Source organism: Pseudomonas sp. B16(2017) (assembly GCF_002113205.1).
GTDB lineage: Bacteria > Pseudomonadota > Gammaproteobacteria > Pseudomonadales > Pseudomonadaceae > Aquipseudomonas > Aquipseudomonas pharyngis.
Window position 1 is genome coordinate 481225 of sequence record NZ_NEKA01000002.1, and the last position, 24775, is coordinate 505999.

Below are 24775 nucleotides of genomic sequence, written 5' to 3' on the forward strand. Positions count from 1 at the left end.
CCCTGCCGTCACTCAAGCGGTAGAATCGCCCACCCCTGCCAGCGCCCCGGAGCGAAGATGGACATCAAGCAGCTGAAATTCCTCATCGCCCTCGACGAAACCCGCCACTTCGGCCAGGCCGCCGCCCGCTGCCACATCACCCAGCCCACCCTGTCGATGCGCCTGCGCAGCCTCGAGGAAGAACTCGACCTGCCACTGGTCAACCGTGGCCAGCGCTTCGAAGGGTTCACCGCGCCGGGCGAACGGGTGCTGGCCTGGGCGCGCACGGTACTGGCGGCCTACGACGGTTTGCAGGCGGAAGCGGCGGCCTGTCGCGGCAATCTGATCGGCACCCTGCGCCTGGGCGTGGTGCCGTTGTCGAGTTTCGATGCACTGCCGTTGATGCAGCGCCTGCACGCGCAACATCCGAACCTGCGCTTCGAACTGTCCTCGCTGAGCTCCGAACAGGTTCTAGAGCAACTGGCGAACAATCGCATCGACATTGGCGTGTCTTACCTGGACCGCCTCGACGGCGAGCGGTTTGAATCCCTGGCGTTCAGCGAAACGCAGATGGGTCTGCTCTACGACCAGAGGTTCTTCAACTTTGGTGAGGCACCGCTGAGTTGGGAATCGCTGATCGAACTGCCCCTGGGCATGCTCACCAGCGGCATGCACTTTCGCCAGTCCATCGACCATAACTTCCACAGTCGTGGCCTGACGCCGCAGCCGTTACTGCAAACCGACGCCGTTCACCAATTGTTGCAAGCGGTGCACGGCGGCTTGTGCTGTGCGGTGATGCCACTGGATGGCGGCCTGGAAAACCTGACCGATCATCTGCGCCTGCAACCCATCGAAAACGCCCAGACCCTCGCCCGACTGGGCCTGATCATGCGTCGCGGCGCCCCACGCTCGGCGCTGGCCGAGGCCTGTTTCGCGCTCTATCAAAAATCACCCACGGACACTTGATCGACGGCATCTATCGAAGGATCGACACTAGCGATTAGACGCGACATCTTGCCGCGCCTAGTCTTAACGTTGATCAATCCGTCGGTGATGCCATGAACGCCAAGCGCCCGGCCTGCGCGGCGCCTGCTCTCGAGACGCCCGCGCCAGCCGCCAGTCAGACCTACAGCTACAGCGATCTCCCCCTCGCGGAATCGGCCAGCACCGCGCTGGCCGAAGAAGTCGCGTTGGCGATTGCCTACAATGGCATCAGTCAGGCCGTGATGCTGGTGACGCCGACCGACCTTGAAGACTTCATCGTCGGCTTCAGCCTCGGCAGCGGCATCATCGAAGACGCCTCGGACATCTACGACCTGCAACTGAGCGGTTCGGGCTCGGCGCAATACGCGCAAGTGACCATCGCCAACCGCGCCTTCTGGAACCTCAAGCAGCAGCGGCGGCAACTGGCCGGCACCAGCGGTTGCGGACTGTGCGGCGTGGAAGCGGTGGAGCAGGCGCTGCCTGACCTCAAGGTCTTGCCCGGCGCACCTTTGCCGCCCGCCGAATGGCTCGATGGTTTGCGCCAGCGTATCGGCGCATTCCAACCGCTGGGTCAGCATTGCGGCGCAGTGCACGCGGCGGTGTTCATGAACGCCAGCGGTGAATTGCTGTTGGGCCGCGAAGACATCGGCCGGCACAACGCCCTCGACAAGCTGATCGGCGGTCTGATCCGGCAAAAGATATCCACAGCCGGCGGCCTGGCAATTGTCACCAGCCGTTGCAGCCTCGAATTGATCCAGAAAGTCCTGCGGGCCGGGATTCAGACCCTGGTCAGCCTGTCCGCGCCTACCGGTCTCGCCGTGCAATGGGCGCGACGCCACAACCTCAATCTCATCCACCTGCCGCAGAAGAACGCGCCGCGGGTGTATAGCCCAGAAATGGAGAAACACCCGTGAGCCAACATCATCAAGCCGACCAGAAACCCGTTCCGCGCTACAAGCCTTACAAGGGCCCGGCCGGTGGCTGGGGCGCCCTGATCAGCGTGGCCCAGGCCTGGTTGACCAGCGACAACGCGCTGAAAAACCTGCGCATGATGCTCAAGACCAACCAGAACGGCGGCTTCGACTGCCCGGGCTGCGCCTGGGGCGACTCGCCGGAAAGCGGCATGGTCAAATTCTGCGAGAACGGCGCCAAAGCGGTGAACTGGGAAGCGACCAAGCGTCGGGTCGACGGCAAGTTCTTCGCCAAGCACAGCGTCACCTCGTTGCTGGAGCAGAGCGACTACTGGCTTGAATATCAAGGTCGTCTGACCGAACCGCTGGTGTATGACGCCGAAACCGACCGCTACAAACCCATCAGCTGGGACGATGCCTACGCGCTGATCGGCAAACACCTGCAAGCGCTGTCGAGCCCGGATCAGGCCGAGTTCTACACCTCGGGCCGCGCCAGCAACGAAGCGGCGTATCTGTATCAACTGTTCGTGCGCGCCTTCGGCACCAACAACTTCCCCGACTGCTCGAACATGTGCCACGAGGCCAGCGGCGTGGCCCTGGCGCAGAGTGTCGGCGTCGGCAAAGGCACCGTGACCTTCGACGACTTCGAACATGCCGATGCGATTTTTGTCTGGGGCCAGAACCCCGGCACCAACCACCCGCGCATGCTCGAACCGCTGCGTGAAGCGGTGAAACGCGGTGCCCAGGTAGTGTGCGTCAACCCGCTGAAAGAACGCGGCCTGGAACGCTTCCAGCATCCGCAGCATCCGCTGGAAATGCTCACCAACGGCGACAAGCCGACCAACACCGCGTATTTCCGCCCGGCGCTGGGCGGCGACATGGCGGTGCTGCGCGGCATGGCCAAGTTCCTGCTGCAATGGGAGCGCGATGCGCAGAAGGCTGGCGCACCGGCCGTGTTCGATCACGATTTCCTCAATGAGCACAGCGTCAATGTGCTCGAGTACATTGGTGTCGTCGACGATACCCCTTGGGAGCAGATCGTCACCCAGTCCGGCCTGACCCTGGTGGAAATCGAGCAAGCGGCGCGCATGTACGCCAAAGGCAAGAACGTGATCATGTGCTGGGCGATGGGCATCACCCAGCATCGCCACTCGGTGCCGACCATCCAGGAGATCGCCAACCTGATGCTGCTGCGCGGCAACATTGGCAAACCCGGCGCCGGTCTGTGCCCGGTGCGCGGCCACAGTAACGTGCAGGGCGACCGCACCATGGGCATCAACGAACGTCCGCCGGTGGCGTTCCTTGATTCCCTTGAGCGCCGCTTCCAGTTCAAGGTGCCACGTCACAACGGGCACAACGTGGTCGAAGCGATTCACGCGATGGCCGAAGGTCGCGCCAAGGTGTTTATCGGTCTGGGCGGCAACTTCGCCCAGGCCACGCCGGACAGCCCGCGCACCTTCCAGGCCCTGAGCAACTGTGACCTGACGGTGCAGATCAGCACCAAGCTCAATCGCAGCCACCTGGCCCACGGCAAGGACGCGCTGATCCTGCCGTGCCTGGGCCGTACCGACATCGATATCCAGACCGAAGGCCCGCAAGCCGTCACCGTGGAAGACTCGTTCAGCATGGTGCACGCCTCCAACGGTCAGTTGCAGCCGCTGTCGAACCAGATGCGCTCCGAGCCGTCGATCATCGCCGGCATCGCCGCCGCGACCCTGGGCAGCAAACCGGTGGACTGGAACTGGCTGGTGGCCGACTACCGGCGCATCCGCGAGTTGATCGCCGACACCATTCCGGGCTTCAAGGACTTCAACGAGAAGGTCAAGAACCCGGGCGGCTTCTACCTCGGCAACAGCGCCGGCGCGCGCAAGTGGAACACCACGTCGGGCCGGGCCAACTTCAAGCCAAACATGCTCCCCAAGGACCTGATCCACGAACGCACTCGCGCCACCGGCAAACTGCCGGACCTGATCCTGCAATCGATGCGCTCACATGATCAGTACAACACCACGATTTATGGTCTCGACGATCGTTATCGCGGGGTGAAGGGACAGCGCGATGTGTTGTTCGCCAACGAAGCCGACATCATCCGTCTGGGCTTCAAGCCGGGGCAGAAGGCTGACATCGTGTCGCTGTGGGACGATGGTCGTGAGCGTCGGGTGAAGGGCTTCACGCTCTTGGCGTTCGATATTCCTGCAGGGCAGGCAGCGGCTTATTACCCTGAGGTGAATCCGCTGGTGCCGTTGGAGAGCACTGGCGATGGCAGCCATACGCCGACGTCGAAGTTCATTGCCATTCGCCTGGAAGCGGCGAGCGAAACGGGGCTGATCATGGCCAGATCGGCCTGATACGGCGCCTGAACGGGCGCCTTCGCGAGCACTTTTAGAACGCCCACAAAAAAGGCCGCTTTGTGATCAAAGCGGCCTGTCCGAAGTAGATAAAGACCGGCGAAAAACCGTTAAGTTCCGCCCAAAAATCAGCAACTTGCAGAATTGTATACAGGTCGTGCTATTCGTCGGATTTCGATTGTCACGCCCATTCCAGAGCCTCAGGATCGCGCCGTCATCCCTTTGAGGCTCCTCTATGAAGTTCTCCTCGATTCTCTTGTTGTCCCTTGGCCTGGTCAGTGGCTTCGCTTCTGCCGGAGGCACCACCGAAGCAGGTGTGGGCGGCGCATTGGGCGGGGTTCTTGGCTCGGTCGTCGGTCAATCGTTAGGCGGCAGTACAGGTTCAACCATCGGCGCAGCCCTGGGCGGCGCGGGTGGTAGTGCGGTGGGCGCCGACAAGCGCAGCCGTGGTGAAGCAGCCATTGGCGGTGCGCTGGGCGCAGCCGGCGGCAACGTGGTCGGCCGCAGCATGGGCGGCACCACCGGCAGCCTGATCGGCGCAGCAGCCGGCGGCGGCGCGGGTGGCGCGCTGGGCAACTACATGGGCAACAAGAGCGATGACGATGATCGTCATTACGACCGTCGCCATGATGATCGTCGCTACTACCGTGACCGTCACCCAGGTCGTGGCCATGCCTATGGCCATCGCAAGCATCACCGCTACTACCGCGACTGAGGCCAGGCCTCTTTAGCCGATACATCCAGATCGCAGCTCCCCCGGGCTGCGATTTTTTTTGCCTGTCACATCGCCAGGCGTTCCAGCGCTTCGCGCAATCGGGTTGGAATCGATACCGGCTGATTGGACGCCCGGTCGACAAACACATGCACGAAGCGCCCGGCGGCACAGGCCTCGTCTTCTTCGGCCTTGAACACCGCCAGCTCGTATTGCACCGAACTATTACCCAGCTTGCCTACCCGCAAGCCGATCTCGATTCGATCCGGAAAAGCGATCGACGCGAAATAGTCGCAAGACGAACTGACCACAAACCCCACCACCTCGCCGTCATGGATATCCAGCCCTCCGACCTGGATGAGGTACGTGTTCACCGCGGTGTCGAAGAAGCTGTAATAGGTGACGTTGTTGACGTGACCGTAGGCGTCGTTGTCGTGCCAGCGCGTGGTGATCGGCTGGAAGTGCGGGTAATCGCTGCGTTGCGGCATCGGGTTGGACATCAGTGTCGATTCCTGAAGTGACCTGCTCAGTCTAAAGATAAAAACCCTTGCCGCGCGCCGCCAGCTCGCCAATCAATGGCGCCGGCCGCCAGTGATCGCCCTGCCGGGTCTCCAGCGCCAGCAATCGCTTGTGAATGTCGGCCAGCCCCTGGTCATCCGCCCAGGCCATCGGCCCGCCTCTCTCTGCCGGGAAGCCGTAGCCATTCAGATAAACCTGATCGATGTCATACGCCGACTCGGCAATCCCTTCCTGCAGGATCTTCGCGCCCTCGTTGACCAACGCCAGCAGGCACCGCTCAAGGATCTCCTCCGAGCCAATATCCCGGCGATGAAACCCCAACCCTTCGCTGACGTTCAACACCAGCGCATCGACCTCGGGATCATGCTCGGCCTGTCGACTGCCCGGTTCGTAGTGGTAATAACCGTTGCCGGACTTCTGACCGAACCGGCCCAACTCGCACAGACGGTTATCCACTTGAACCTCCGGTGCATCCTGCCCCTTGCCCGCCAGTTCGCGGGCACGCCACTCGAGATCGATGCCGACCACGTCGTACATGCGAAACGGCCCCATGGCAAAACCGAAGCTCTGCAACGCCGCATCGACCTGGTGTGGGTACGCCCCTTCAAGCAACATCTTGCGCGCTTCGAGCACATACGGATGCAGCATGCGGTTGCCGATAAAACCGTGGCAGTTGCCCGACACCACACTGACCTTGCCCATGCGCTTGCCCAGCTCCAGAGCGGCTTCAAGCACAGCCGGAGAAGTTTGTGCGCCACGGACTATTTCCAGCAACTTCATGATGTGCGCCGGGCTGAAGAAATGCAGGCCCAGCACTTGAGCCGGTCGCCGTGTCGCGGCGGCAATGGCGTCGATATCCAGCGCCGAAGTATTGCTCGCCAGCAGCGCCTCGGGTTTCAACACGCCATCGAGCTCGCGGAAGATCTTCTGCTTGAGCTCGAGGTTCTCGTACACCGCTTCGATCACCAGGTCGACGTTGCGGATTGCCACATAGTCCGCCGCCGCGCTGACACGGGCAATCCGCGCATCGGCTTCGGTCTGATCGATCCGCCCCTGTCGCACGTTGTGCGCGTAGGTCTCGGCCACGGTGGACAGCGCCTGCTCAAGCATCTGTGGATTGTTATCGACCCACTGCACTGACACGCCGGCGTTGGCCAGGCACATGACAATGCCGCGGCCCATGGTGCCGGCGCCGATCACGGCGGCCTGCTGAATAGCGAAGGATGTCTGGCTCATGTTGTTCTCTTGTTGGCGATCCGAAGACAGCCATCACCATAGTCAGCCACCGGGCATTTTTGAAGTTCATTGCCGTGATGATCGACATTCAGCAGATGGATTCGGAATCTCAAAGATGCGTCTGAGCCCAGGCCCGGACCTCGGCGTAGGGATATTCCTCCAGCGCTGCAAAGCGCCTTGAGTTTGGTAAACAGCGGCACACTGATTCCGCAGAGAAACCGGGTCAGCCGCTCGGCCGACGGAGCACTGCCGGTCAGTTGTTGATGCCTGTGGATAAATTCTCCACACAACGCCGCAAAACTTTTATCCACAAGCGCCGGCAATTCCGGAGGCGCCGGGAGCCGGGCGATGTGCCCGTGACACACCGAGCAATGTCCGCACTGCTGCGGCGCATTGTGATCGCCAAAATATTCCGCCAGCCGATATCCGAGGCATCGCTCGGTGGCGAACAGCTCGAGCATGGCGTGAATCCGCGCCACTTCGGTTTGCTCATGGCGGGTGAAATAGTCATGCAGTTCAGCGCTCAGGGTCTGGCTGTCGAAATCGCCGCGCAGAACGTTGTAGACCTCGGTCATCTGCTTGCTCTCAAGCTCGACCCAGCCCTTTTCCTGGAAATAATCCAGCGCTTTCACCACGCGGTTACGCTCGGCGGAATACTGCTCGTACATCGCCTGGAAATTCACCGTGGCCCAGGTACGCGCGCGGCTTGAGGTCTGGATGATCGCGGCGACGAAATCCCTGCGTTCACCCTCAAAACGCTCAAGCAACGCCTCGGGCTCCAGCAGGTATTTGAAACGGTACTCGGCGTAGTACGCGTAGCGCGGGGCAATCAGTCCTCGCAGCTCCAACTGCACCAACAACGTCTTCAAAGGCAACGCGCGAATGTTGCTCTGATCCGCCAGCGGCCCGAGCAGAAACTCCCATTGGCCTTCCGGCGCGGCGGCCTGCAGCTCGTCCAGCACATGACGAATGCCCTCCTGTTCCGGCGTGTCGCCATACACGAAGTTTTCCAGCACGTTGAGGCTGTCGCGGTTGGCCAGTACCAGACAATCAGACGGTTGCCCGTCACGCCCTGCACGGCCGATTTCCTGGCTGTAGTTTTCGATGGATTTGGGCAGGTCGAAATGCACCACGTTGCGGATGTCGCTTTTGTCGATGCCCATACCGAAGGCGATGGTGGCGACGATGCAATCGGACTGCCCGCCCATGAAGCGCTTCTGGATCGCGTCCCGTTGCTCATGGGGCAAACCGGCGTGATAAGCCTCGGCCTGAATGCCATTGCGCTCCAGATGTTCAGCAATCTGCTCGGCGGTTTTCTGCAGGGTCACGTAGACGATGCTCGGCTGACCTGCGCGCTCGTTCATCCACTCCACCAGACGCCGGCGCTTGTCCTGCCCACGCACCGGCTCGACCAGCAGATTGAGGTTGGGCCGATAGAAACCGGTGGTCACCACATCGTCTGCCGCGATGGCGAATTTCGCCTGCATGTCGGCGATGACTTTTGGCGTTGCAGTGGCGGTCAGCAGCAGGGTTTGCGGGATGTTGAACTGACGCTGATAGTCCGGCAGCTTGAGGTAGTCGGGGCGGAAGTTGTGGCCCCACTCGGAGATGCAGTGCGCCTCATCCACCACCAGCAGCGAGATCGGCACCTGCTGCAAAAAGTTGCGAAAGCGCTCGTTCTTCAAACGCTCCACGGAAATCATCAGGATCTTCAGTTCGCCCGAACGGGCGCGGGCCATCACATCGTTGGCGTCTTCGCGGCTCTGCGCCGAATCGATGCTGCCTGCGGATATCCCGTGCCGGCGCAAGAACTCGAGCTGATCCTGCATCAGCGCCAGCAGCGGCGAGACCACCAGCGTCAGATGTGGAAGCAACAGTGCCGGGACCTGGTAACAAAGGGACTTGCCGGAGCCGGTGGGAAATATTGCGGCTGCCGAACGCCCGGCGAGAACAGCGCTGATCGCGGCCTCCTGACCGGGTCGAAACTGTGGATAACCGAAAACCTGTTCCAGGGTGTTGTGCATTCGCTGTCACTCCGTTGACCGCTGTGATGCCAACAGCCTAGCGGGCGATCTCAGCGCGTCGAGAATAGGTCGGGGGTCAAATCGATACGGGATGATACAGCGTCGACGGCACGGTCAAGGGATCAAACAAATGAAACACTTTGTTCATCGCCGGGTGAAGCGATCCGAGGGTAATGTCCGTCACGCCTTGAGCCAGGACGGCCCATGCGCATGGATTTTTACCAAGGAGTGAACATGTCGAACAACTTGAAACTGCCCCTCGCCCTTATCTTTGCATCCCTGCTGCTGGGAGGCTGCACACCCTCTCCCGAAGACTTTCCGCCGATCCTGGCCAGCGCCGTGACCGTCACCGCAGCGCCCTCGACTTAACCCCCACAAGCGCTGTGTCAGGGCCGCAATACGGCTACCCGCAATTGCTCATCCAGGACCCGTTCATGCACATCGAGGCTCTGGCTCGCCCATCGTGCATGAGCCGGGCTGATATCGCCGGTGAAGGCTGCCGCCAGTTGACGCAAGTCGGCAACACTGCGCACCCGGGGGCAAAATGCTTTCTCGTCGCAGTGAGTGCTGGCATTGCGGTAGGTGTTGAGCAAGCGATCCCACAGACCGTCGCGTACTTGTCTGATCGACTTGAGCTGTATTTGCTGCACGCCCAGTCGTTGCGTGAGTCCCGGTTCGTCCAGGGCTTCGCTCGCCAGCAGAGCCTTGCCGAAAACCAGCACCTCAGCGCGGGAAGCTGTGTCGATGTCGGCCTGAGTGGCGAGCGCGTCGGGCCAACCGGTGCGCTCCAGGTTGGCAAGCACCAACCCGTTGCCCGTGTCGGAGGCCAACGCCAAACGACAGCCACTTACCCACAACAAAACGATCGAGGCCATTCGTAGCCACTGCATACCTAATTCCCTTTAAGTCTGTGTCGGACGTTTGGAAACGCCCTACGGATTCTGGCGCGCACCATACAGAGGTTTACTTTGAAACGCCTGATAATCACGTCGGAAAATTCGCCAATAAGGGTTTGGCTTTGAAAAACCGAAAAAACATGTAGGGCAAATGCCCATATCGTGGAAAAAACCCTTACGAAATCTGTCCATTGCGGCCGTCTTGTCCCTGCGGTCAGCCCCCTTCTATAGTGGCTGGCGCGACTGGAAACTCTGTGTCGGCTCACCGAAGCGACTTCGTAAGGGACACACCTTGATCATGAATATGTACAAACCGCTGAATCCCCGTTTTCGCCCTCTCAAGACTTGCGACATTGAAAAACCGGTATTGGTTATCGACACCGAAGCAAAACCGGGCGACCTGCTCAATGCCGCCGACCAACGCCTGCGCGCCGCCAGCGATCTGCTGGAAACTCTTTACTGCTTGTGTTTCAAACAGGCCGATGTGAAAGATATTCCCAACATCGTCAATGCGCTTTATTTATTGACCCAAGACGGTTGTGACTTGCTGGAAGTTGCCAGACAACAAATAAATAAATAACACTACCAGCCACACTTACAAAGTTCGCAACAACCCATCGCTTCCATTACAACAAAAACCGGAACTAGTCTGTCTGCTCTTACATCAACCAAGAGCAATAACATGACAACTCTGACTATTTTCTTCTGCGGTACAGGTTCGACAAAGTTTGATAATGCACACGTTAACTATTGGAATGGGGAATTGGTCTCCACACTTGCCGCTCACCACACCGGGCGCGAGTTCGCCGACTGGATCGTGGTCGACGGCCCCGGCACCAGCAACCTGCAAGCCGATGAGCTGTTTACCCAATCAAAGGACTACGGCCTCAGCGGAACCCTGTTCGGCAAGGGCTGGGAGGAAAACGTCCAGCACGCGATGAACATCATCAAAGGCCAATGTGACTGGCAGCGCGAGCAATTGACCGAAGCGGAATACAACCGCCTCAAAGCCGCCGGCATTCCGATTGAAGATGTAAAAGTCGAAGGTTCCTGGCTGTGGCGTAAATATAACTATGGTGATCGCAGCGTCACGCAACAGAAGTTACAGGAGCAAATTATCAAAACCTTTCGCAAGGACGGTGTTATTCCAACAAAAGTCAATCTGGTGGGCTGGAGCCGCGGCGGTATCAGTTGTCATATGCTGGCCAATGCCATGTTTAACGACAGTGCACTGAAAAACATTCCAGTGAATATCTTTGCCATCGACCCGGTGCCGGGCATCGGTAACTTTCAGGAACACCGGGTAAAGCTCAACAGCAACGTAAAAGAATATGTGGGTTTCTATGCGCGGGATGAACGCTCCAAGGGTTTCAGCTGCGTCATTCCGCAAACCGCGACCGGCACCAAGACCAGCATCTTCCCCATGCCCGGCCGTCACGCCACCCTGGTCGGCAACGCCTCCGCCGACGGCAACAGTGGTCCAAAAGTGCTGGCCGAACCCGGCCTCATCGTCCGTCACTTTGCCGAGGTCTGCCTGAAACGCTGGGGCACCGTCCTCGACAAGAACCTCAACCTCACCGACACCGACCTTCGCAACCACACCGCCGCCATCGTCAACGCGGCGGTGAAATACAAGGCGATGGAAAAGTGTTCCTACACCTGGTTCACCGAACTGGATCAAGGCGAACGCTACGTATCGCTGGGCAGCAAAGGCGTGCCGTTCTCGACGGTGAAAGGCGCGATCTACACCCCGGCGACCGGGCTGACGACGAGTGTGCTGGATGTTGAGGGGTATCGGGCTATTCGTTGAAAACCGTGATTGATCTGTAGGAACGGACTGCCCGAATCTACATCCCGTTCCTACACGCAGCGGCGCCTTGTCTTCTATCGGCGCCTGTTAGCCCAAATCTATAGTTGTGAGCATCGCTACCCAATCAGCGATTCAGGTTTGGTCACCTGAAAAACAGAGATAACTGATGCATGCCCTTGTATGCTGCCGACCTATTTCTGTCGGCACGCTTTATGGCGGGCTGTGTTTGGGACGCTTCGGCGTACCGGGTTATCTCTGCCGGTTTGACCAACTTGAACACAGTCCGCCTCCACCGCTTGGTCACGGTAGCAGCGGTTCATTGATGCCTACAGAGATAGAAAAAATGAAATCATGGAACGAGCTCCACTCCAATCGCTACCGCCCACTCGACTCCAACCTCACCGACACCAAGCCCCTGGTCATCGACACCGAAGCCAACCCGCAAGACATCCTCGAATGCGCCGTCCAGCGCCTGCGCGCATCAAGCGACCTGCTGCAAACCCTCTACTGCCTCTGCTTCAAACACGCCGACGTTGAAGACATCCCGCACATCACCCACGCGCTCTACCTTCTCACCAAAGACGGCTATGACCTGCTCCAGGTCGCCCAGCAGCGAATGCTCAACTGGAAAGCCCCGGCCTGACGAACTCCTCGGCAGGCGTGTTCACAGCTAGAACTGCCTGCCCCTATCTCGAACACTGACGCTGACATCTCCGGCGCGAAACTTAAGGATCAGGATTTTGCAAACTATTATTGATTGCGTACGATGGGAGCCATTGTTCAACCAAGGGCTTGCCTTCATGACCACTGAAACCATTGATCACAGCACTCTCACGCGGCTGTTTGAGAACGGCTCGATCAGTAGCGCACATATCGTCGCCAAACCGGGTGGCTGGTCGATTCAGATTCAGCAAGGAAGCAAAGAATATTCACTGACCGCACAGCGCAGTGGTCAGGTGCGGCTGTTCAAGCGGTTCGAAACACTGGTGACCTACCTGCAAGGGGTGGGCATCAATCACTTCGATGTGGACGCCTCCAGTTATGACCCTCTTCAGATAAAAACCTATGCCCGCCCTGATCGCGCCGAAGCGATGAAACAAGCTCATGAAGCAGCTGCGTATGAGGAATGGGTCAAGCAACAGGTACAAATCAGTATTGATGACCCAAGACCCAGCGTCAGCGATGAAGACGCTCGCAGGATATTTGCCGCCAAGCGGGATGCCCTGCGTCAGCGAGTACGTTGATGAGGTTGGTCTGGCGCCAAGAGGCGCTGGATGACCGAGACAACATCATGGAGCGTATCGGCCAGGAAAATCCCGCTGCAGCGATTGAACTTGATGAGGCCTTCGAACTGAAAGGAGAAAGCGCTCGGCACCACCCAGCCCTGTACCGAAAAGGTATCGCGGGAGGTACCCGCGAAATCGTCGTCACTCCAAACTACGTCATCATCTACACAGTCAAAGTTGATGTTGTGGAAATGCTACGAGTGCTGCATACCAGACGGCAATGGCCATGATGGCTGGGGAGAAAACGCTAGGAGTTCGCGCCTCCTTAAGTAGCATTATTCTGGCTGTTTAACGCGGATTCTGCGGGAATAATGGCAGTTGATCTGACAATGAAGTCCAACCCATCACCCACAAAAAAGCCGCCCTCAAGAGGCGGCTTTTTCATTCGCTACAAACCCAGTCTTACAACTTAGGCCCGGCAGCCTTGATCGCGTCGCTCACTTCGAACTTCTTGAAGTTCTCGATGAACAGACCGGCCAGTGCTTTTGCAGCTTCGTCGTACGCAGCCTTGTCAGCCCAAGTGTTGCGTGGGTTGAGCAGGTTGGTTTCGACGCCCGGTACGGCCAGTGGCACGTCCAGGTTGATGGTGTCCAGGTGCTCGGTGGCTGCACCGATCAGCGCGCCGCTCTGGATCGCTGCGATCACCGCGCGGGTGGTCGGGATGTTGAAGCGTTTGCCGACGCCGTAACCGCCGCCGGTCCAGCCGGTGTTGACCAGGTAGACCTTGGAGCCGAAGCCGCGGATGCGCTTGATCAGCAGTTCAGCGTACTCGCCGGCCGGACGCGGGAAGAACGGTGCGCCGAAGCAGGTGGAGAAGGTCGACTTGATGCCGCTGCCCGAACCCATTTCAGTCGAGCCCACCAGTGCGGTGTAGCCGGACAGGAAGTGGTAGGCCGCTTGTTCTTCGTTGAGGATCGACACTGGCGGCAGGACGCCGGTCAGGTCGCAGGTCAGGAAGATCACAGCGTTTGGCTCGCCGCCCAGGTTCTTCTCGGAACGCTTGGCAACGTGCTCCAGCGGGTAGGCCGCGCGGCTGTTCTGGGTCAGGCTGACATCGGCGTAGTCGGCGTGCTTGGCGTCGTCGATCACGACGTTTTCCAACACCGCGCCGTGCTTGATGGCTTTCCAGATGACCGGCTCGTTCTTCTCGGACAAGTCGATGCACTTGGCGTAGCAGCCGCCTTCGATGTTGAAGACAACGCCTTCGCCCCAGCCGTGTTCGTCGTCACCGATCAGGTAACGGCTTTCGTCGGCGGACAGGGTGGTCTTGCCGGTGCCCGACAGACCGAAGAACAGGGTCACGTCGCCGTCTTCGCCGATGTTGGCAGCGCAGTGCATTGGCAGCACGTCGGCGGCCGGCAGCAGGAAGTTCTGCACGGAGAACATGGCTTTCTTCATTTCACCGGCGTAACGCATGCCGGCGATCAGCACTTTCTTCTGGGCGAAGTTGATGATCACGCAACCGTCGGAGTTGGTGCCGTCACGCTCTGGCACGCACTCGAAGTTGGCGACGTTCAGCACTTGCCACTCTTCGCGACCGGCCGGGTTGTACTGGGCCGGGTTGATGAACAGGCAACGACCGAACAGGTTCTGCCAGGCAGTCTGGGTGGTCATCTTCACGGCCAGGTAGTGATCTTCGGCCGCGCCTACATGCACGTGGGAAACGAAATGCTCTTGCGCGTTGTTGAATGCTTCAACACGAGCCCACAGCGCGTCGAACTTGTCGGCCGGGAACTTGCGGTTGATCGGGCCCCAGGCAATGGCAGCCTGGGTGGAAGGCTCTTCAACGATGAAACGGTCGACTGGCGAACGGCCGGTGCGGTGACCGGTGCGAACAACCAGAGCGCCGGTATCGGCAAGCTCGCCTTCACCGCGGTTCAGGGCTTCTTTTACCAGATCATCAACACTCAGATCGGTGTACACGGCGTTATTGGCTTGCGTCATGAGGTTCCCCGTCGGCCAGTGGCCGAGTGTGCTCCAAACGTTTTGTAGTAGAAAGTCGTGCACTACTACCGCGAAAAAAGTGGGCCGGATTATGCCAGAAAAGCCCAAAAAGAGTAGGGCCCTCCCGTCGTAACGGCGTAATTCCGTCGTTGAGCAGTGAATTTACCTGCGCTGAACCGTTTTAGTGCCGGGTATCTGACGGCGTCTCGACGCCCGCGCCAGCGAACAATTGAGCGATATCTGCCGCGTCGAACAGGTAGCGCTGGTTGCAGAACTGGCAATCGATCTCGACTTGGCCACCTTGCTCGGCCACCAGTGCCTGCGCATCTTCCAGACCCAGGCTGACCAGTGCGTTACCCGAACGCTCGCGGGAGCAGCTGCAGTGGAAGCGCAGTTTCTGCACATCGAACAGACGAACCTGCTCTTCATGGTAGAGGCGGTGCAGAACCGTTTCGTTGTCCAGGCTCAACAGTTCATCAGCGGTCAGGGTGTTGCCCAGCGCGGTGATGTGCTGCCAGCTGGCGGCGCGTTCTTCTTCGTCTTTCAGGCGATCGGCCGGCAGTTGCTGCAGCAGCAAACCACGGGCACGACGGCCGTCGGCGCACAGCTTGAAGCGAGTGCCGACCTGCTGGGACATGACGAAATAGTTGGTGAAGCAGTCGGACAGGGTTTCGCCGTCGAGATCAACGATGCCCTGATAACGCTGGCCAGCGATCGGGTCGACGGTCAAGGCCAGGACACCGTTCGGCATCAGGTCGCCGAGGGTCGCGTCGGCAGGAATCTGCTCGGCGTGATAGCGCGCCAGGCCGCGGATTTCGCGCTCGCTGGAGCACTCGATCATCAACAGCGGGATCGGGCCTTCGGAACGGGCCTGAAGAATCAGCAAGCCATCGAATTTCAGGGTGCCCACCAGCAACGAGGCGGCGGCCATCAGTTCGCCCAGCAATTGCGCAACCGGTTCCGGGTACGGGTGCTTGGCGAGCACTTCGGCGTAGCTGCGCTCCAGCGACACCAGTTCGCCGCGCGTGTCGCTGTCATCGAAGATGAAGCGTTGGGTGTAATCGGTATCGAGGAAATCGGTCATAGGTCTGGGTATCTGAATGTGATGACAAAATGGTTACAAAGAATGAAAATCCCGCGCTTCTGGCATCCTTTTTGATGCCGATGTTCAGCCACGGGAGGCATTTTATGAACAATCCGGGTTTGTTCCAATCAAGGTGGAACCTCGGCCGGCTGGTTCTGTGCAACGTTGTGCCATTGGCACTACTGGCTTTCTGGTTATGGCCTACAGGTCAGATGCTGTGTGTGATTTTCGACGAGTGGCTGTTCCGCTCACTCAACGCACCGCTGGCCAGCAACCCCATATGGCTCCACATCTGGGCAATTGCAAGTCTGCGACCGTTCGACATCGTCGTCGGCCTGATTCTGCTGACGCTGCTGATCAAGGGCGACTGGGTGTTCAGGGCGATTGACGTGCGCCGCGCCTTTTTCGGTTTTTTCTCGATCCTGCTGCTGATGGTGGTGATCCGCGCGCTGTTTTCCAAGTTCTCCGATCACATGGGCTGGCAGCACAGCAGCCCGTCGATGGTGCTCGAAGGTGCCGTGCATATCAGCGATTACTTCCCGCATCTGGAGAAGACCTGGGAGCTGAAAGATCGCTCGAGCCAGAGCTTCCCCGGTGATCACGCCTCGGTGCTGCTGATCTGGGCGCTGTTCATGGGCGTGTTCAGCCGTACGGCTGGTCAGTTTCTGGTGATCTGGGGCCTGGCGCTGCTGTTCATGTTGCCGCGTCTGGTCGCCGGTGCTCATTGGGGCCAGGACGATTACATCGGCGGCATGCTGCTGGCGGTGTGGGCACTGGGCTGGGGTTACTACACCCCGTTTGCTTATCACGCGGCGAACTTCTGGTTGAAGGTCACGGCACCGGTCTTCCGGTTGCTGGGCAAGCTGCCGGTGGTTTCGCGGATGAGTGTAGTGTCCGCGCAGTAATCAACGGTTACTGAAAAAAACGCAGCCGCCGGCGGGTCTTGATCCCAGGCCGGCAGGCTGCGTTTTTTATTCGCCGCTACTGTTCCCACGAAATTTAAACAGATCCCGACGCTGCTTCTTGCTCGGTTTACCGTCGGTGGTGACACCCAGAGCGCCCGCCTTGCGCATCGCCGCAGCCGCTTCACGCTTGGCAATGCTGGCCTCGGTCTCGGCATACAGCGTCTGCGCCTCAGGTGCGCCGCGACGCACGATCGACAGGGCCTGAACCACAACGGTCTTTTCGTCGAAGCCGGCGCGAATCTCGAATTCATCGCCAATGCGTGGTTCTTTGCCGGGCTTGCAGCGCTCTCCCCGACAATGCACCTTGCCACTCTCGATGGCGGCTTTGGCCAAGGCGCGAGTCTTGAAAAAACGCGCGGCCCACAGCCACTTATCGAGACGAACCTTGTCGTCCTCTTCGCTTTTTTGTGCCATATGAATTCCTCGTTCAGCCAGTAGTCGGAACTGTACTACCGATTCTGTCGGGCGCAAGAACTCGGCCCTCCAGATAAACTGTGATCTTCGCCGGTTCAACGGCATGGAGTGATCGAGTGACCAAATTTCCGTCTTCATTGACCTCGCCCAAATCCGGGTGCCTGGGCTGCCAGCAAAGCGAGCCGCTGGGCTTCGACTTTTCCTTCGCGTATCAGCCCATCGTGGATCTGCGTGACAAGTCGGTGTACGCCTACGAGGCACTGGTCCGTGGTGTGGCCGGTGAAGGCGCATTAACCGTGCTGGATCAGGTTACAGAAGATAACCGCTACCGTTTCGACCAGCTCTGCCGGACTCGCGCCATCGAAGGCGCGGCCGAACTTAATATGCAGACACACTTGTCGATCAACTTCATGCCCAACGCCGTCTATCGTCCAGAGTTATGCATTCGCAGCACCCTGGAGGCCGCGAGGAAACACAATTTTCCGATCGACCGGCTGATTTTCGAAACACTGGAAAGCGAGCATGTAGATAACTATCGCCATTTGACCAATATTCTGCGTGAATACCGCGAATTCGGCTTCAAGACGGCCATCGACGATTTCGGTGCCGGCTATTCGGGGCTCAATCTGCTGGCCGATTTCCAACCGGACCTGATCAAACTCGATATGGCGCTGATTCGCGATATCGACCATGACCGTGTTCGTCAGGCTATCGTTCGGGGGATTGTCACAATCTGTGCGGAGTTGGACGTTACAGTCATCGCCGAAGGCATCGAGAGCGCGGGTGAGCGGGATTTCCTGGCGGACTGCGGAATATTTCTGATGCAGGGTTACTGGTTCGCCAGGCCCGCATTCAAAGCGTTGGCCCAGGTATCCCCTGAAGCGTGGACGCGTTAATCGTTGGTTTTTTCCATTGAAGACATTTGACCATTTGACCGTTATCGGTCTGCGCGAGTGGGTGGCGCTTCCGGATCTGGGAGTCGCCGGCCTTCGGGCAAAAATCGACACCGGAGCCAGCACCTCCAGCCTGCATGCCACCGACATCGAGCCGTTCGAACGCGACGGCGAGAAGTGGGTGCGCTTCACCGCGCACCTGGGCACCGTCGTGCAACTGCGCCATCGACGCTGCGAAGCGCCGCTGGTGGCCCGCAAGACCATCAAGAGTTCGAATGGCCAGGCTCAGGTGCGCTACGTGATCAGCACCACCCTGGCCCTGGGTGATCGGGTCTGGCCGATCGAGTTCACCCTCGCCTGCCGCAAGTCCATGCGCTATCGCTTGCTGCTAGGTTCCAAAGCCCTGATCGACGGCCAGCTGGTGGTCAATCCGGGCATCAAATATGTACAAGACAAGCCGGTGTTCCCGGTATCTACCTCCTCCACAGGTGTTGCATGAAGATCGCTGTGCTGTCGCGGAACCCGCGTCTGTATTCCACCCGCCGTCTGGTCGAAGCCGGAACCGAGCGCGGGCATGAAATGGTGGTGATCGACACCTTGCGCGCCTACATGAACATTGCCAGCCACAAGCCGCAGATCCACTACCGCGGCAAGCCGCTGGAGGGTTTTGACGCAGTGATCCCGCGGATCGGCGCGTCGGTGACGTTTTATGGCTGCGCGGTGTTGCGTCAGTTCGAAATGATGGGGGTGTTTCCGCTCAACGAATCGGTAGCCATCGCCCGTTCGCGGGACAAGCTGCGTTCGCTGCAGTTGCTGTCGCGCCGGGGCATCGGTTTGCCAGTGACCGGCTTCGCCCACTCGCCGGACGACATTCCCGATCTGATCGACATGGTCAACGGCGCGCCGCTGGTGATCAAGGTGCTCGAAGGCACCCAGGGTATCGGCGTGGTTTTGTGTGAAACCGCGACGGCGGCTGAGTCGGTGATCGAGGCGTTCATGGGCCTGAAGCAGAACATCATGGTGCAGGAATACATCAAGGAGGCCGGCGGCGCCGACATCCGCTGCTTCGTGGTCGGCGACAAGGTGATCGCGGCGATGAAGCGTCAGGCCAAGCCCGGCGAGTTCCGCTCCAACCTGCACCGTGGCGGCAGCGCCAGTCTGATCAAGATCACTCCGGAAGAACGCATGACTGCGTTGCGCGCGGCCAAGGTCATGGGCCTGGCGGTAGCGGGTGTGGATATCCTGCGCTCCAACCACGGGCCGCTGGTGATGGAGGTGAACTCGTCACCGGGCCTGGAAGGGATCGAAACCACCACGGGCAAGAACGTGGCGGGGATCATCATCGAACACCTTGAAAAGAATGGCGGGCCGAACATGACCCGCACAAAAGGTAAGGGATAGGGGCAGCTACGAGCTACGAGCTGCAAGCGGCGAGTAAAAGCAGCTTTGGCTTGTAGCTTGCCGCTTGTAGCTGCCGTTAAACGGCATCTCTTGGCAGCATCAACCCCAGCGGCAATCGAACCCGCGCCTCCAGCCCGCCACCGGAGCGGTTGCGCAGTTCAACATTGCCGCCGTGCATCGAAGCAATCCGCTTGACGATCGCCAGCCCCAGGCCGGTACCTTTTCCGCCCCGGGCCCGATCACCTCGGGTGAACGGGTTGAAAATCGCCTCAAGTTCCGACGGGGCGATTCCCGCCCCACGGTCCATTACGCTCAGCACCACGTACGGCGCACTCGTGTCCCCGGATACATAGGCCGCGACGTCCACGCTACCCCCGGCATGATTCAACGCGTTGCCAATCAGGTTGTTCAGCAAACGCTTCATCGACACCCGCCGCAACGGGAACGGCTGGATCGGCTCCAGGCGCAGGCGCACTTTCTCTTCACTCTGGTTGTACGGTGCCGCGACTTCACGCACCAGATCACTGAGATCCACTTCCTCCACCGACTCGTCCCGACCATCACGAATGAACGCGAGGAACTGGTCGAGGATAGCGTCCATGTCTTCGATGTCGCGCACCATATCGTTGGTCAGATCCGTGCGGTCCCCCATCAACTCCAGCGACAGACGCAAACGGGTCAGCGGCGTACGCAAGTCATGCGAGACTCCCGCCAGCATCAGCTCACGCTCGCGACCGGCCTGCTCGACGTCTTCAGCCATCTGGTTGAAGGCGCGATAAACCTCGGCCATCTCGCTGGGGGTGTCACTGATCGGCAGGCGTACGCTGCGGCCCTGGCCGAGTTGCCGGGCGGCATAGACCAGACGTTTCAATGGCTGATTGAGCTGGCTGACGAAAATCCAGGCAGATGCCGTGGACAGCAACCCGATGGCCAGGAACCAGCCGAGTACGTTCCAGATTTTCTGGCCGCGCAACGGGTGCGGGTACAACGGCACTTTCAGCCAGCCATCACCGAGGCTAGGTGCGCGCACCCACAACGCTGGCGGCGAATGCATGCGCAAGCGCACTTCGGTGTCGGCGCCCAGCTCCGCCTGCATCTGCCGCTGGTAGATTTCACTGTACGGCCAGTGCTGTTCGCCTTCCGGCACACCGGCGCCGACCACCCGGATCAAGGTCGCGGCATCGGCGATTTTCGCGCGGTTTTCTTCGTCGGCGGCCCAGTAGGCACGCAGCGTCAGGGCGACGCCGTGGCTGTATTGGCGATCCACCAGCACGTCCTCGTTCATCAACAGATAAACCAGGGTCAATGCCTTGGAAAACAATACGACGATGAGCACCAGCCACAGGGTGCGGGAGAAGAAACTTTGGGGGAACCAGACGGGGGTTTTCATGGATAACCGCTACACACTTGCAGGAGCGAGCAATGCTCGCATATTGCGGATTGCGAGTCTGCGTGGACGGCGTTTCCGACCGTTCCCCGCAGACTCGCTCCTACAAATCACCCATCACTTGGTGGAGTTGCCATCCGGCACGAACACGTAGCCGACACCCCAGACGGTCTGGATGTAGCGCGGCTTGGACGGATCGGGTTCGATCATCCGGCGCAGTCGGGAAATCTGCACGTCGATGGAACGCTCCAGGGCATCCCACTCCCGGCCACGGGCCAGGTTCATCAACTTGTCGCGGGTCAGCGGCTGACGGGCATTCATCACCAGGGCCTTGAGCACCGCAAACTCACCGGTGGTGAGCATGTGCACTTCGTCGCCGCGTTTGAGTTCGCGGGTGGCCAGGGACAGCACGTAGTCGCCGAACGTGACGTTTTCTTCTTCACTGCCCGGCGCGCCTGGCACCGGTGCGGCCTGACGGCGCAGTACGGCCTTGACGCGGGCCATCAGCTCGTCCGGGTTGAATGGCTTGGCCAGGTAGTCGTCGGCCCCCAGTTCCAGGCCCTTGATACGGCTCAGCTCGTCGCCCTTGGCGGTCAGCATGATGATCGGAATCTGATTGTTCGCGCCACGCAGGCGGCGGCAAGCAGTCAGGCCGTCTTCGCCGGGCAGCATCAGGTCGAGGACGACCAGGTTGAACACTTCACGCGACAGCAGTCGATCCATCTGCTCGGTGTTCGGTACGGCGCGGGCACGGTAGCCCTTGCTGACGAAAAAGCGTTCCAGCAGGCTGCTCAGCCCCGGATCGTCGTCAACGATGAGAATTTTTTCGCCTTCAGCAGTTTGTGCAGTGCTGCTCATTGGATGCTCCTTTTAGCTCGGCGCGCATTATGGCGTAGCTGCCGTTATACGCACCGTGTGCATTGTTAGCAGATTTTTCCTTCACTGCCAGAAAACCGGGGCTTGAGCCTACAGACTGTGTCGCCCCCGAATGACAGAACGCTGGTTATAATGCGCGGCCTTTTGTGTCAGGCAACGTCTGAATCGTTACCGCAGGTGGCCGTCCTTTATTTTCATGGGCGCCGCAGTAATTGTTCGATTTCACGGGTCAATGGGATGCCTTTTGACCCAGGCAGCGGCCAGCATCAAGCCGCCCCACCAGACTCCGGGCCTTCATTCACGCGCCTGCGAGCCTGCTTTCACAATTTGTCAGGTGGTTTTATGGACAGCATCAACAGCCGCATCGCCGAGGAACTCGGCGTACGCCCACAACAGGTCGAAGCGGCCGTCGCGCTACTCGATGAAGGCTCTACCGTTCCCTTCATCGCCCGTTACCGGAAAGAAGTGACCGGCAGCCTCGATGACACCCAATTGCGTCATCTGGAAGAGCGTCTGCGCTACCTGCGAGAACTCGACGAACGGCGCATCAGCATTCTTTCCAGCATCCAGGAGCAGGGCAAACTCACCCCTGAGCTGGAGCGCGAAATCAAACTCGCCGACACCAAGACCCGCCTCGAAGACTTGTACCTGCCGTACAAGCAGAAGCGCCGCACCAAGGGCCAGATTGCCCTGGAAGCCGGCCTCGGCGAACTGGCCGACGGTCTGTTCAACGACCCGTCGCTGACCCCGGAAACCGAAGCCGCGCGCTTCGTCAACGCGGAAAAAGGCGTGACCGACGCCAAGGCAGCACTGGAAGGCGCCAAGTACATCCTCATGGAGCGCTTCGCCGAAGACGCCAACCTGCTGGAAAAACTGCGCACCTACCTGAAACAGGAAGCCACCCTCAGTGCCCGGGTGATCGCCGGCAAGGAAGAGGAAGGCGCCAAGTTCCGCGATTACTTCGAACACGACGAGCCGCTGAAAAGCATGCCATCGCACCGCGCACTGGCGATTTTCCGTGGCCGCAACGAAGGCATTCTCAGCTCTGCACTGAAAGTCGGCGAAGAACTGCCGGGCACCCTGCATCCGTGCGAAGGCATGATCGGCCAGCACGTCGGCATCCAGAACCAGAACCGTCCGGCCGACAAATGGCTGGGTGAAGTGGTGCGCTGGACCTGGAAGGTCAAGCTCTACACCCACCTGGAAACCGATCTGCTGGGCGAGCTGCGCGACGGCGCCGAAACCGAAGCGATCAACGTGTTCGCCCACAACCTGCACGACCTGCTGCTGGCCGCCCCGGCCGGCCCGCGCGCCACCCTGGGCCTCGACCCGGGCCTGCGTACCGGCTGCAAGGTCGCGGTGGTCGACTCCACCGGCAAACTGCTGGATCACGCCACGGTTTACCCGCACGTGCCGCACAACAAATGGGATCAGACCATCGCCATCCTGGCCGCCCTGTGCGCCAAGCACTCGGTCGACCTGATCGCCATCGGCAACGGCACCGCCAGCCGTGAGACCGACAAGCTGGCGATCGAACTGATCAAAAAATACCCAGCGATGAAAATGACCAAGGTCATGGTGTCCGAAGCCGGCGCATCGGTGTACTCGGCATCGGAACTGGCAGCCAAGGAATTCCCGGATCTGGACGTGTCGATCCGTGGCGCGGTCTCGATCGCCCGTCGTCTGCAGGATCCACTGGCCGAACTGGTGAAGATCGACCCGAAATCCATCGGTGTCGGTCAGTACCAGCACGACGTGTCGCAGCTGAAACTGGCGCGCGGTCTGGACGCCGTGGTCGAGGACTGCGTGAACGCCGTGGGCGTGGACGTGAACACCGCCTCCGTGGCACTGCTGGCGCGGATCTCCGGCCTCAACGCGACCCTGGCGCAGAACATCGTGGCCCACCGTGACGAGCACGGCGCGTTCAAGACCCGCGCGGCGCTGAAGAAAGTCGCGCGTCTGGGCGAGAAAACCTTCGAACAGGCCGCCGGCTTCCTGCGCGTGATGAATGGCGACAACCCGCTGGATTCCTCGGCCGTTCACCCGGAAGCCTATCCGCTGGTGCAGCGCATCGCCGCTGAAACCGATCGTGACATCCGCTCGCTGATCGGCGATGCGGCGTTCCTCAAGCGTCTGGATCCGAAGAAATTCACCGACGAGACTTTCGGTCTGCCAACCGTCACCGACATCCTGCAAGAGCTGGAAAAACCGGGCCGCGACCCGCGTCCGGAGTTCAAGACCGCCGAGTTCCAGGAAGGCGTCGAGGACCTGAAGGACCTGCAACTGGGGATGATCCTCGAAGGCGTGGTGACCAACGTGACCGCGTTCGGTGCGTTCGTCGACATCGGCGTGCATCAGGACGGTCTGGTGCACATTTCGGCACTGTCGGAGAAATTCATCAAGGATCCGCGCGAAGCGGTGAAGGCCGGTGACGTGGTGAAGGTGAAGGTCATGGAAGTCGACATCCCGCGCAAACGCGTCGGCCTGTCGATGCGCATGAGCGACACCCCGGGCGAGAAGATCGACGGTGCCCGTGGCTCGCGTCCGGGCTCGGCGCCACGCCAGTCGCAGGGTTCGGCGCCACGCAAGGAAAGCACCCCGGCGGCTCCGGTCAATAACGCAATGGCGTCGCTGTTCGCCAACGCCAAGCAGTTGAAGAAACGCTGATGGAAATGCCGGCCGGGCTTGTCGAGAGCGCGTTTTTCAAGCTGTTGGGCTGCCGTCTGCACAGCCTGGAAACCGGGGTGGCGCAAGTCGCCCTGGCGCTGGAACCCGAACTGCGCAATCGCGGCGGCAAGCTGCACGGCGGCGCGCTGTTCAGTCTGGTCGATATCGCCATGGGGCTGGCCTGCTCCAGCACCCACGGCTTTGACCAGCAGAGCGCGACCATCGAGTGCAAGATCAACTACATCCGCGCCGTCTCTGATGGCGAGGTGCTGTGCACGGCGCGGGTGATCCACCCGGGCCGGCGCACGCTGGTGGTCGAAGCCGACGTGATGCAGGGCGACAAACTGGTCGCAAAAGCGCAAGGCACGTTCGCTATCCTGTAGATGTTGTTCATCATTTTGAGTTAATTTCGGCGCTGTGATCGCAGCGTCGAGCGTTT

Annotated in this window: 24 protein-coding genes and 1 pseudogene; 16 read left to right on the forward strand and 9 right to left on the reverse strand. The window is 60.0% G+C overall.

The features are described 5' to 3' along the window. Positions 1-57: 57 nt before the first annotated feature. The 4 genes from CAG25_RS04875 (at position 58) to CAG25_RS04890 (ending at position 4937) form a co-directional block, all read left to right on the forward strand. Positions 58-945, forward strand: coding sequence for a LysR family transcriptional regulator (locus CAG25_RS04875; RefSeq protein ID WP_085611192.1), 888 nt, complete (start codon positions 58-60; stop codon positions 943-945). A gap of 92 nt (positions 946-1037) precedes the next feature. After that, positions 1038-1877 carry a formate dehydrogenase accessory sulfurtransferase FdhD gene (gene fdhD / locus CAG25_RS04880; protein WP_085611193.1) on the forward strand — a complete coding sequence of 280 codons (840 nt, stop codon included), beginning with the start codon at positions 1038-1040 and terminating at the stop codon, positions 1875-1877. Continuing rightward, positions 1874-4222 carry an FdhF/YdeP family oxidoreductase gene (locus CAG25_RS04885; RefSeq protein WP_064592755.1) on the forward strand — a complete coding sequence of 783 codons (2349 nt, stop codon included), beginning with the start codon at positions 1874-1876 and terminating at the stop codon, positions 4220-4222. The genes fdhD and CAG25_RS04885 overlap by 4 nt, the downstream gene beginning before the upstream one ends. 235 nt (positions 4223-4457) lie before the next feature. Then, the gene (locus CAG25_RS04890; RefSeq protein ID WP_011331978.1) at positions 4458-4937 is read left to right on the forward strand and encodes a YMGG-like glycine zipper-containing protein; all 480 of its coding nucleotides are present in this window, start codon (positions 4458-4460) and stop codon (positions 4935-4937) included. A gap of 65 nt (positions 4938-5002) precedes the next feature. On the opposite strand, the gene CAG25_RS04895 is transcribed toward CAG25_RS04890, so the two are convergent. The 3 genes and pseudogenes from CAG25_RS04895 to CAG25_RS04905 form a co-directional block, all read right to left on the reverse strand. Next, on the reverse strand, positions 5003-5434 hold the full coding sequence (locus tag CAG25_RS04895) for a thioesterase family protein (RefSeq protein ID WP_039764604.1): 432 nt from the start codon (positions 5432-5434) through the stop codon (positions 5003-5005). A gap of 31 nt (positions 5435-5465) precedes the next feature. Continuing rightward, the gene (locus CAG25_RS04900) at positions 5466-6689 is read right to left on the reverse strand and encodes a 3-hydroxyacyl-CoA dehydrogenase (RefSeq protein WP_085611194.1); all 1224 of its coding nucleotides are present in this window, start codon (positions 6687-6689) and stop codon (positions 5466-5468) included. A 109-nt stretch (positions 6690-6798) separates the two neighbouring features. Next, a pseudogene (locus CAG25_RS04905) lies at positions 6799-8713 on the reverse strand (ATP-dependent DNA helicase RecQ). Positions 8714-8947: 234 nt separating this feature from the next. Between CAG25_RS04905 and CAG25_RS28765 the strand changes: the two are divergent. Further along, entirely contained in the window at positions 8948-9082 is a 135-nt protein-coding gene (locus CAG25_RS28765) for a hypothetical protein (RefSeq protein ID WP_256575320.1), read from the forward strand. A gap of 17 nt (positions 9083-9099) precedes the next feature. On the opposite strand, the gene CAG25_RS04910 is transcribed toward CAG25_RS28765, so the two are convergent. Next, complete coding sequence (locus tag CAG25_RS04910) at positions 9100-9603, reverse strand: polysaccharide deacetylase (RefSeq protein ID WP_085611195.1); 504 nt, start codon at positions 9601-9603, stop codon at positions 9100-9102. A 304-nt stretch (positions 9604-9907) separates the two neighbouring features. Here CAG25_RS04910 and CAG25_RS04915 point away from each other — a divergent pair, with 304 nt between their 5' ends. From CAG25_RS04915 to CAG25_RS04935, 5 genes are all read left to right on the forward strand, one after another. Further along, positions 9908-10189 (forward strand): hypothetical protein, encoded by a 282-nt coding sequence (locus tag CAG25_RS04915; RefSeq protein WP_085611196.1) that lies wholly within the window; start codon positions 9908-9910, stop codon positions 10187-10189. A gap of 102 nt (positions 10190-10291) precedes the next feature. Further along, positions 10292-11419 carry a hypothetical protein gene (locus CAG25_RS04920; protein WP_085611197.1) on the forward strand — a complete coding sequence of 376 codons (1128 nt, stop codon included), beginning with the start codon at positions 10292-10294 and terminating at the stop codon, positions 11417-11419. Positions 11420-11762: 343 nt separating this feature from the next. Then, positions 11763-12062 (forward strand): hypothetical protein, encoded by a 300-nt coding sequence (locus CAG25_RS04925; protein WP_039764593.1) that lies wholly within the window; start codon positions 11763-11765, stop codon positions 12060-12062. Positions 12063-12219: 157 nt separating this feature from the next. After that, positions 12220-12663, forward strand: a complete 444-nt coding sequence (locus CAG25_RS04930; protein ID WP_085611243.1) for a hypothetical protein — start codon at positions 12220-12222, stop codon at positions 12661-12663. Then, positions 12663-12935: a type II toxin-antitoxin system RelE/ParE family toxin gene (locus CAG25_RS04935; RefSeq protein ID WP_007952681.1), complete on the forward strand. Its 273-nt coding sequence runs from the start codon at positions 12663-12665 to the stop codon at positions 12933-12935. Before CAG25_RS04930 ends, CAG25_RS04935 begins: the two co-directional genes overlap by 1 nt. A 172-nt stretch (positions 12936-13107) precedes the next feature. Here CAG25_RS04935 and CAG25_RS04940 read toward each other — a convergent pair whose 3' ends face one another. Together CAG25_RS04940 and hslO are read right to left on the reverse strand one after the other, a co-directional pair. After that, positions 13108-14649 carry a phosphoenolpyruvate carboxykinase gene (locus CAG25_RS04940; protein ID WP_064382748.1) on the reverse strand — a complete coding sequence of 514 codons (1542 nt, stop codon included), beginning with the start codon at positions 14647-14649 and terminating at the stop codon, positions 13108-13110. A gap of 181 nt (positions 14650-14830) precedes the next feature. Beyond that, on the reverse strand, positions 14831-15733 hold the full coding sequence (gene hslO, locus CAG25_RS04945; RefSeq protein ID WP_011331968.1) for an Hsp33 family molecular chaperone HslO: 903 nt from the start codon (positions 15731-15733) through the stop codon (positions 14831-14833). A gap of 104 nt (positions 15734-15837) precedes the next feature. Between hslO and CAG25_RS04950 the strand changes: the two genes are divergently transcribed. Continuing rightward, entirely contained in the window at positions 15838-16638 is an 801-nt protein-coding gene (locus tag CAG25_RS04950) for a phosphatase PAP2 family protein (RefSeq protein ID WP_064592738.1), read from the forward strand. Positions 16639-16704: 66 nt separating this feature from the next. Here the strand turns inward: CAG25_RS04950 and CAG25_RS04955 are convergent, their stop codons facing one another. Continuing rightward, complete coding sequence (locus CAG25_RS04955) at positions 16705-17112, reverse strand: RNA-binding S4 domain-containing protein (protein ID WP_011331966.1); 408 nt, start codon at positions 17110-17112, stop codon at positions 16705-16707. 116 nt (positions 17113-17228) lie between these two features. Between CAG25_RS04955 and CAG25_RS04960 the strand changes: the two genes are divergently transcribed. The 3 genes from CAG25_RS04960 to rimK are packed head-to-tail and all read left to right on the forward strand — an operon-like array spanning position 17229 to position 19406. Then, a complete protein-coding gene (locus CAG25_RS04960; protein ID WP_085611198.1) occupies positions 17229-18008 on the forward strand; it encodes an EAL domain-containing protein in 780 nt (259 codons plus the stop codon). Between the two features lie 49 nt (positions 18009-18057). Next, positions 18058-18504, forward strand: a complete 447-nt coding sequence (locus CAG25_RS04965) for an ATP-dependent zinc protease (protein WP_170844915.1) — start codon at positions 18058-18060, stop codon at positions 18502-18504. Continuing rightward, positions 18501-19406 carry a 30S ribosomal protein S6--L-glutamate ligase gene (gene rimK, locus CAG25_RS04970; RefSeq protein WP_007949201.1) on the forward strand — a complete coding sequence of 302 codons (906 nt, stop codon included), beginning with the start codon at positions 18501-18503 and terminating at the stop codon, positions 19404-19406. Before CAG25_RS04965 ends, rimK begins: the two co-directional genes overlap by 4 nt. 76 nt (positions 19407-19482) lie before the next feature. Here rimK and CAG25_RS04975 read toward each other — a convergent pair whose 3' ends face one another. Both CAG25_RS04975 and ompR read right to left on the reverse strand, forming a co-directional pair. After that, positions 19483-20796 (reverse strand): ATP-binding protein, encoded by a 1314-nt coding sequence (locus CAG25_RS04975; RefSeq protein ID WP_039764576.1) that lies wholly within the window; start codon positions 20794-20796, stop codon positions 19483-19485. Positions 20797-20910: 114 nt separating this feature from the next. Further along, the gene (gene ompR, locus CAG25_RS04980) at positions 20911-21651 is read right to left on the reverse strand and encodes a two-component system response regulator OmpR (protein ID WP_007952694.1); all 741 of its coding nucleotides are present in this window, start codon (positions 21649-21651) and stop codon (positions 20911-20913) included. 360 nt (positions 21652-22011) lie between these two features. On the opposite strand from ompR, the gene CAG25_RS04985 reads away from it, so the two are divergent. Both CAG25_RS04985 and CAG25_RS04990 read left to right on the forward strand, forming a co-directional pair. After that, positions 22012-24336 (forward strand): Tex family protein, encoded by a 2325-nt coding sequence (locus CAG25_RS04985; RefSeq protein WP_085611199.1) that lies wholly within the window; start codon positions 22012-22014, stop codon positions 24334-24336. Beyond that, entirely contained in the window at positions 24336-24719 is a 384-nt protein-coding gene (locus CAG25_RS04990) for a PaaI family thioesterase (protein WP_085611200.1), read from the forward strand. The genes CAG25_RS04985 and CAG25_RS04990 overlap by 1 nt, the downstream gene beginning before the upstream one ends. Positions 24720-24775: the final 56 nt, after the last annotated feature.

What these genes read in the sequence shown, in the direction of transcription:
- CAG25_RS04925 (WP_039764593.1), top strand. Translation starts at nt 11,763, where the DNA reads ATGAAATCATGGAACGAGCTCCACTCCAATCGCTACCGCCCACTCGAC.
- CAG25_RS04955 (WP_011331966.1), bottom strand. Translation starts at nt 17,112, where the DNA reads ATGGCACAAAAAAGCGAAGAGGACGACAAGGTTCGTCTCGATAAGTGG.
- CAG25_RS04975 (WP_039764576.1), bottom strand. Translation starts at nt 20,796, where the DNA reads ATGAAAACCCCCGTCTGGTTCCCCCAAAGTTTCTTCTCCCGCACCCTG.
- CAG25_RS04930 (WP_085611243.1), top strand. Translation starts at nt 12,220, where the DNA reads ATGACCACTGAAACCATTGATCACAGCACTCTCACGCGGCTGTTTGAG.
- CAG25_RS28765 (WP_256575320.1), top strand. Translation starts at nt 8,948, where the DNA reads ATGTCGAACAACTTGAAACTGCCCCTCGCCCTTATCTTTGCATCCCTG.
- CAG25_RS04900 (WP_085611194.1), bottom strand. Translation starts at nt 6,689, where the DNA reads ATGAGCCAGACATCCTTCGCTATTCAGCAGGCCGCCGTGATCGGCGCC.
- CAG25_RS04940 (WP_064382748.1), bottom strand. Translation starts at nt 14,649, where the DNA reads ATGACGCAAGCCAATAACGCCGTGTACACCGATCTGAGTGTTGATGAT.
- CAG25_RS04890 (WP_011331978.1), top strand. Translation starts at nt 4,458, where the DNA reads ATGAAGTTCTCCTCGATTCTCTTGTTGTCCCTTGGCCTGGTCAGTGGC.
- ompR (WP_007952694.1), bottom strand. Translation starts at nt 21,651, where the DNA reads ATGAGCAGCACTGCACAAACTGCTGAAGGCGAAAAAATTCTCATCGTT.
- CAG25_RS04920 (WP_085611197.1), top strand. Translation starts at nt 10,292, where the DNA reads ATGACAACTCTGACTATTTTCTTCTGCGGTACAGGTTCGACAAAGTTT.
- CAG25_RS04875 (WP_085611192.1), top strand. Translation starts at nt 58, where the DNA reads ATGGACATCAAGCAGCTGAAATTCCTCATCGCCCTCGACGAAACCCGC.
- hslO (WP_011331968.1), bottom strand. Translation starts at nt 15,733, where the DNA reads ATGACCGATTTCCTCGATACCGATTACACCCAACGCTTCATCTTCGAT.
- CAG25_RS04935 (WP_007952681.1), top strand. Translation starts at nt 12,663, where the DNA reads ATGAGGTTGGTCTGGCGCCAAGAGGCGCTGGATGACCGAGACAACATC.
- rimK (WP_007949201.1), top strand. Translation starts at nt 18,501, where the DNA reads ATGAAGATCGCTGTGCTGTCGCGGAACCCGCGTCTGTATTCCACCCGC.
- fdhD (WP_085611193.1), top strand. Translation starts at nt 1,038, where the DNA reads ATGAACGCCAAGCGCCCGGCCTGCGCGGCGCCTGCTCTCGAGACGCCC.
- CAG25_RS04990 (WP_085611200.1), top strand. Translation starts at nt 24,336, where the DNA reads ATGGAAATGCCGGCCGGGCTTGTCGAGAGCGCGTTTTTCAAGCTGTTG.
- CAG25_RS04950 (WP_064592738.1), top strand. Translation starts at nt 15,838, where the DNA reads ATGAACAATCCGGGTTTGTTCCAATCAAGGTGGAACCTCGGCCGGCTG.
- CAG25_RS04895 (WP_039764604.1), bottom strand. Translation starts at nt 5,434, where the DNA reads ATGTCCAACCCGATGCCGCAACGCAGCGATTACCCGCACTTCCAGCCG.
- CAG25_RS04910 (WP_085611195.1), bottom strand. Translation starts at nt 9,603, where the DNA reads ATGCAGTGGCTACGAATGGCCTCGATCGTTTTGTTGTGGGTAAGTGGC.
- CAG25_RS04985 (WP_085611199.1), top strand. Translation starts at nt 22,012, where the DNA reads ATGGACAGCATCAACAGCCGCATCGCCGAGGAACTCGGCGTACGCCCA.
- CAG25_RS04915 (WP_085611196.1), top strand. Translation starts at nt 9,908, where the DNA reads ATGAATATGTACAAACCGCTGAATCCCCGTTTTCGCCCTCTCAAGACT.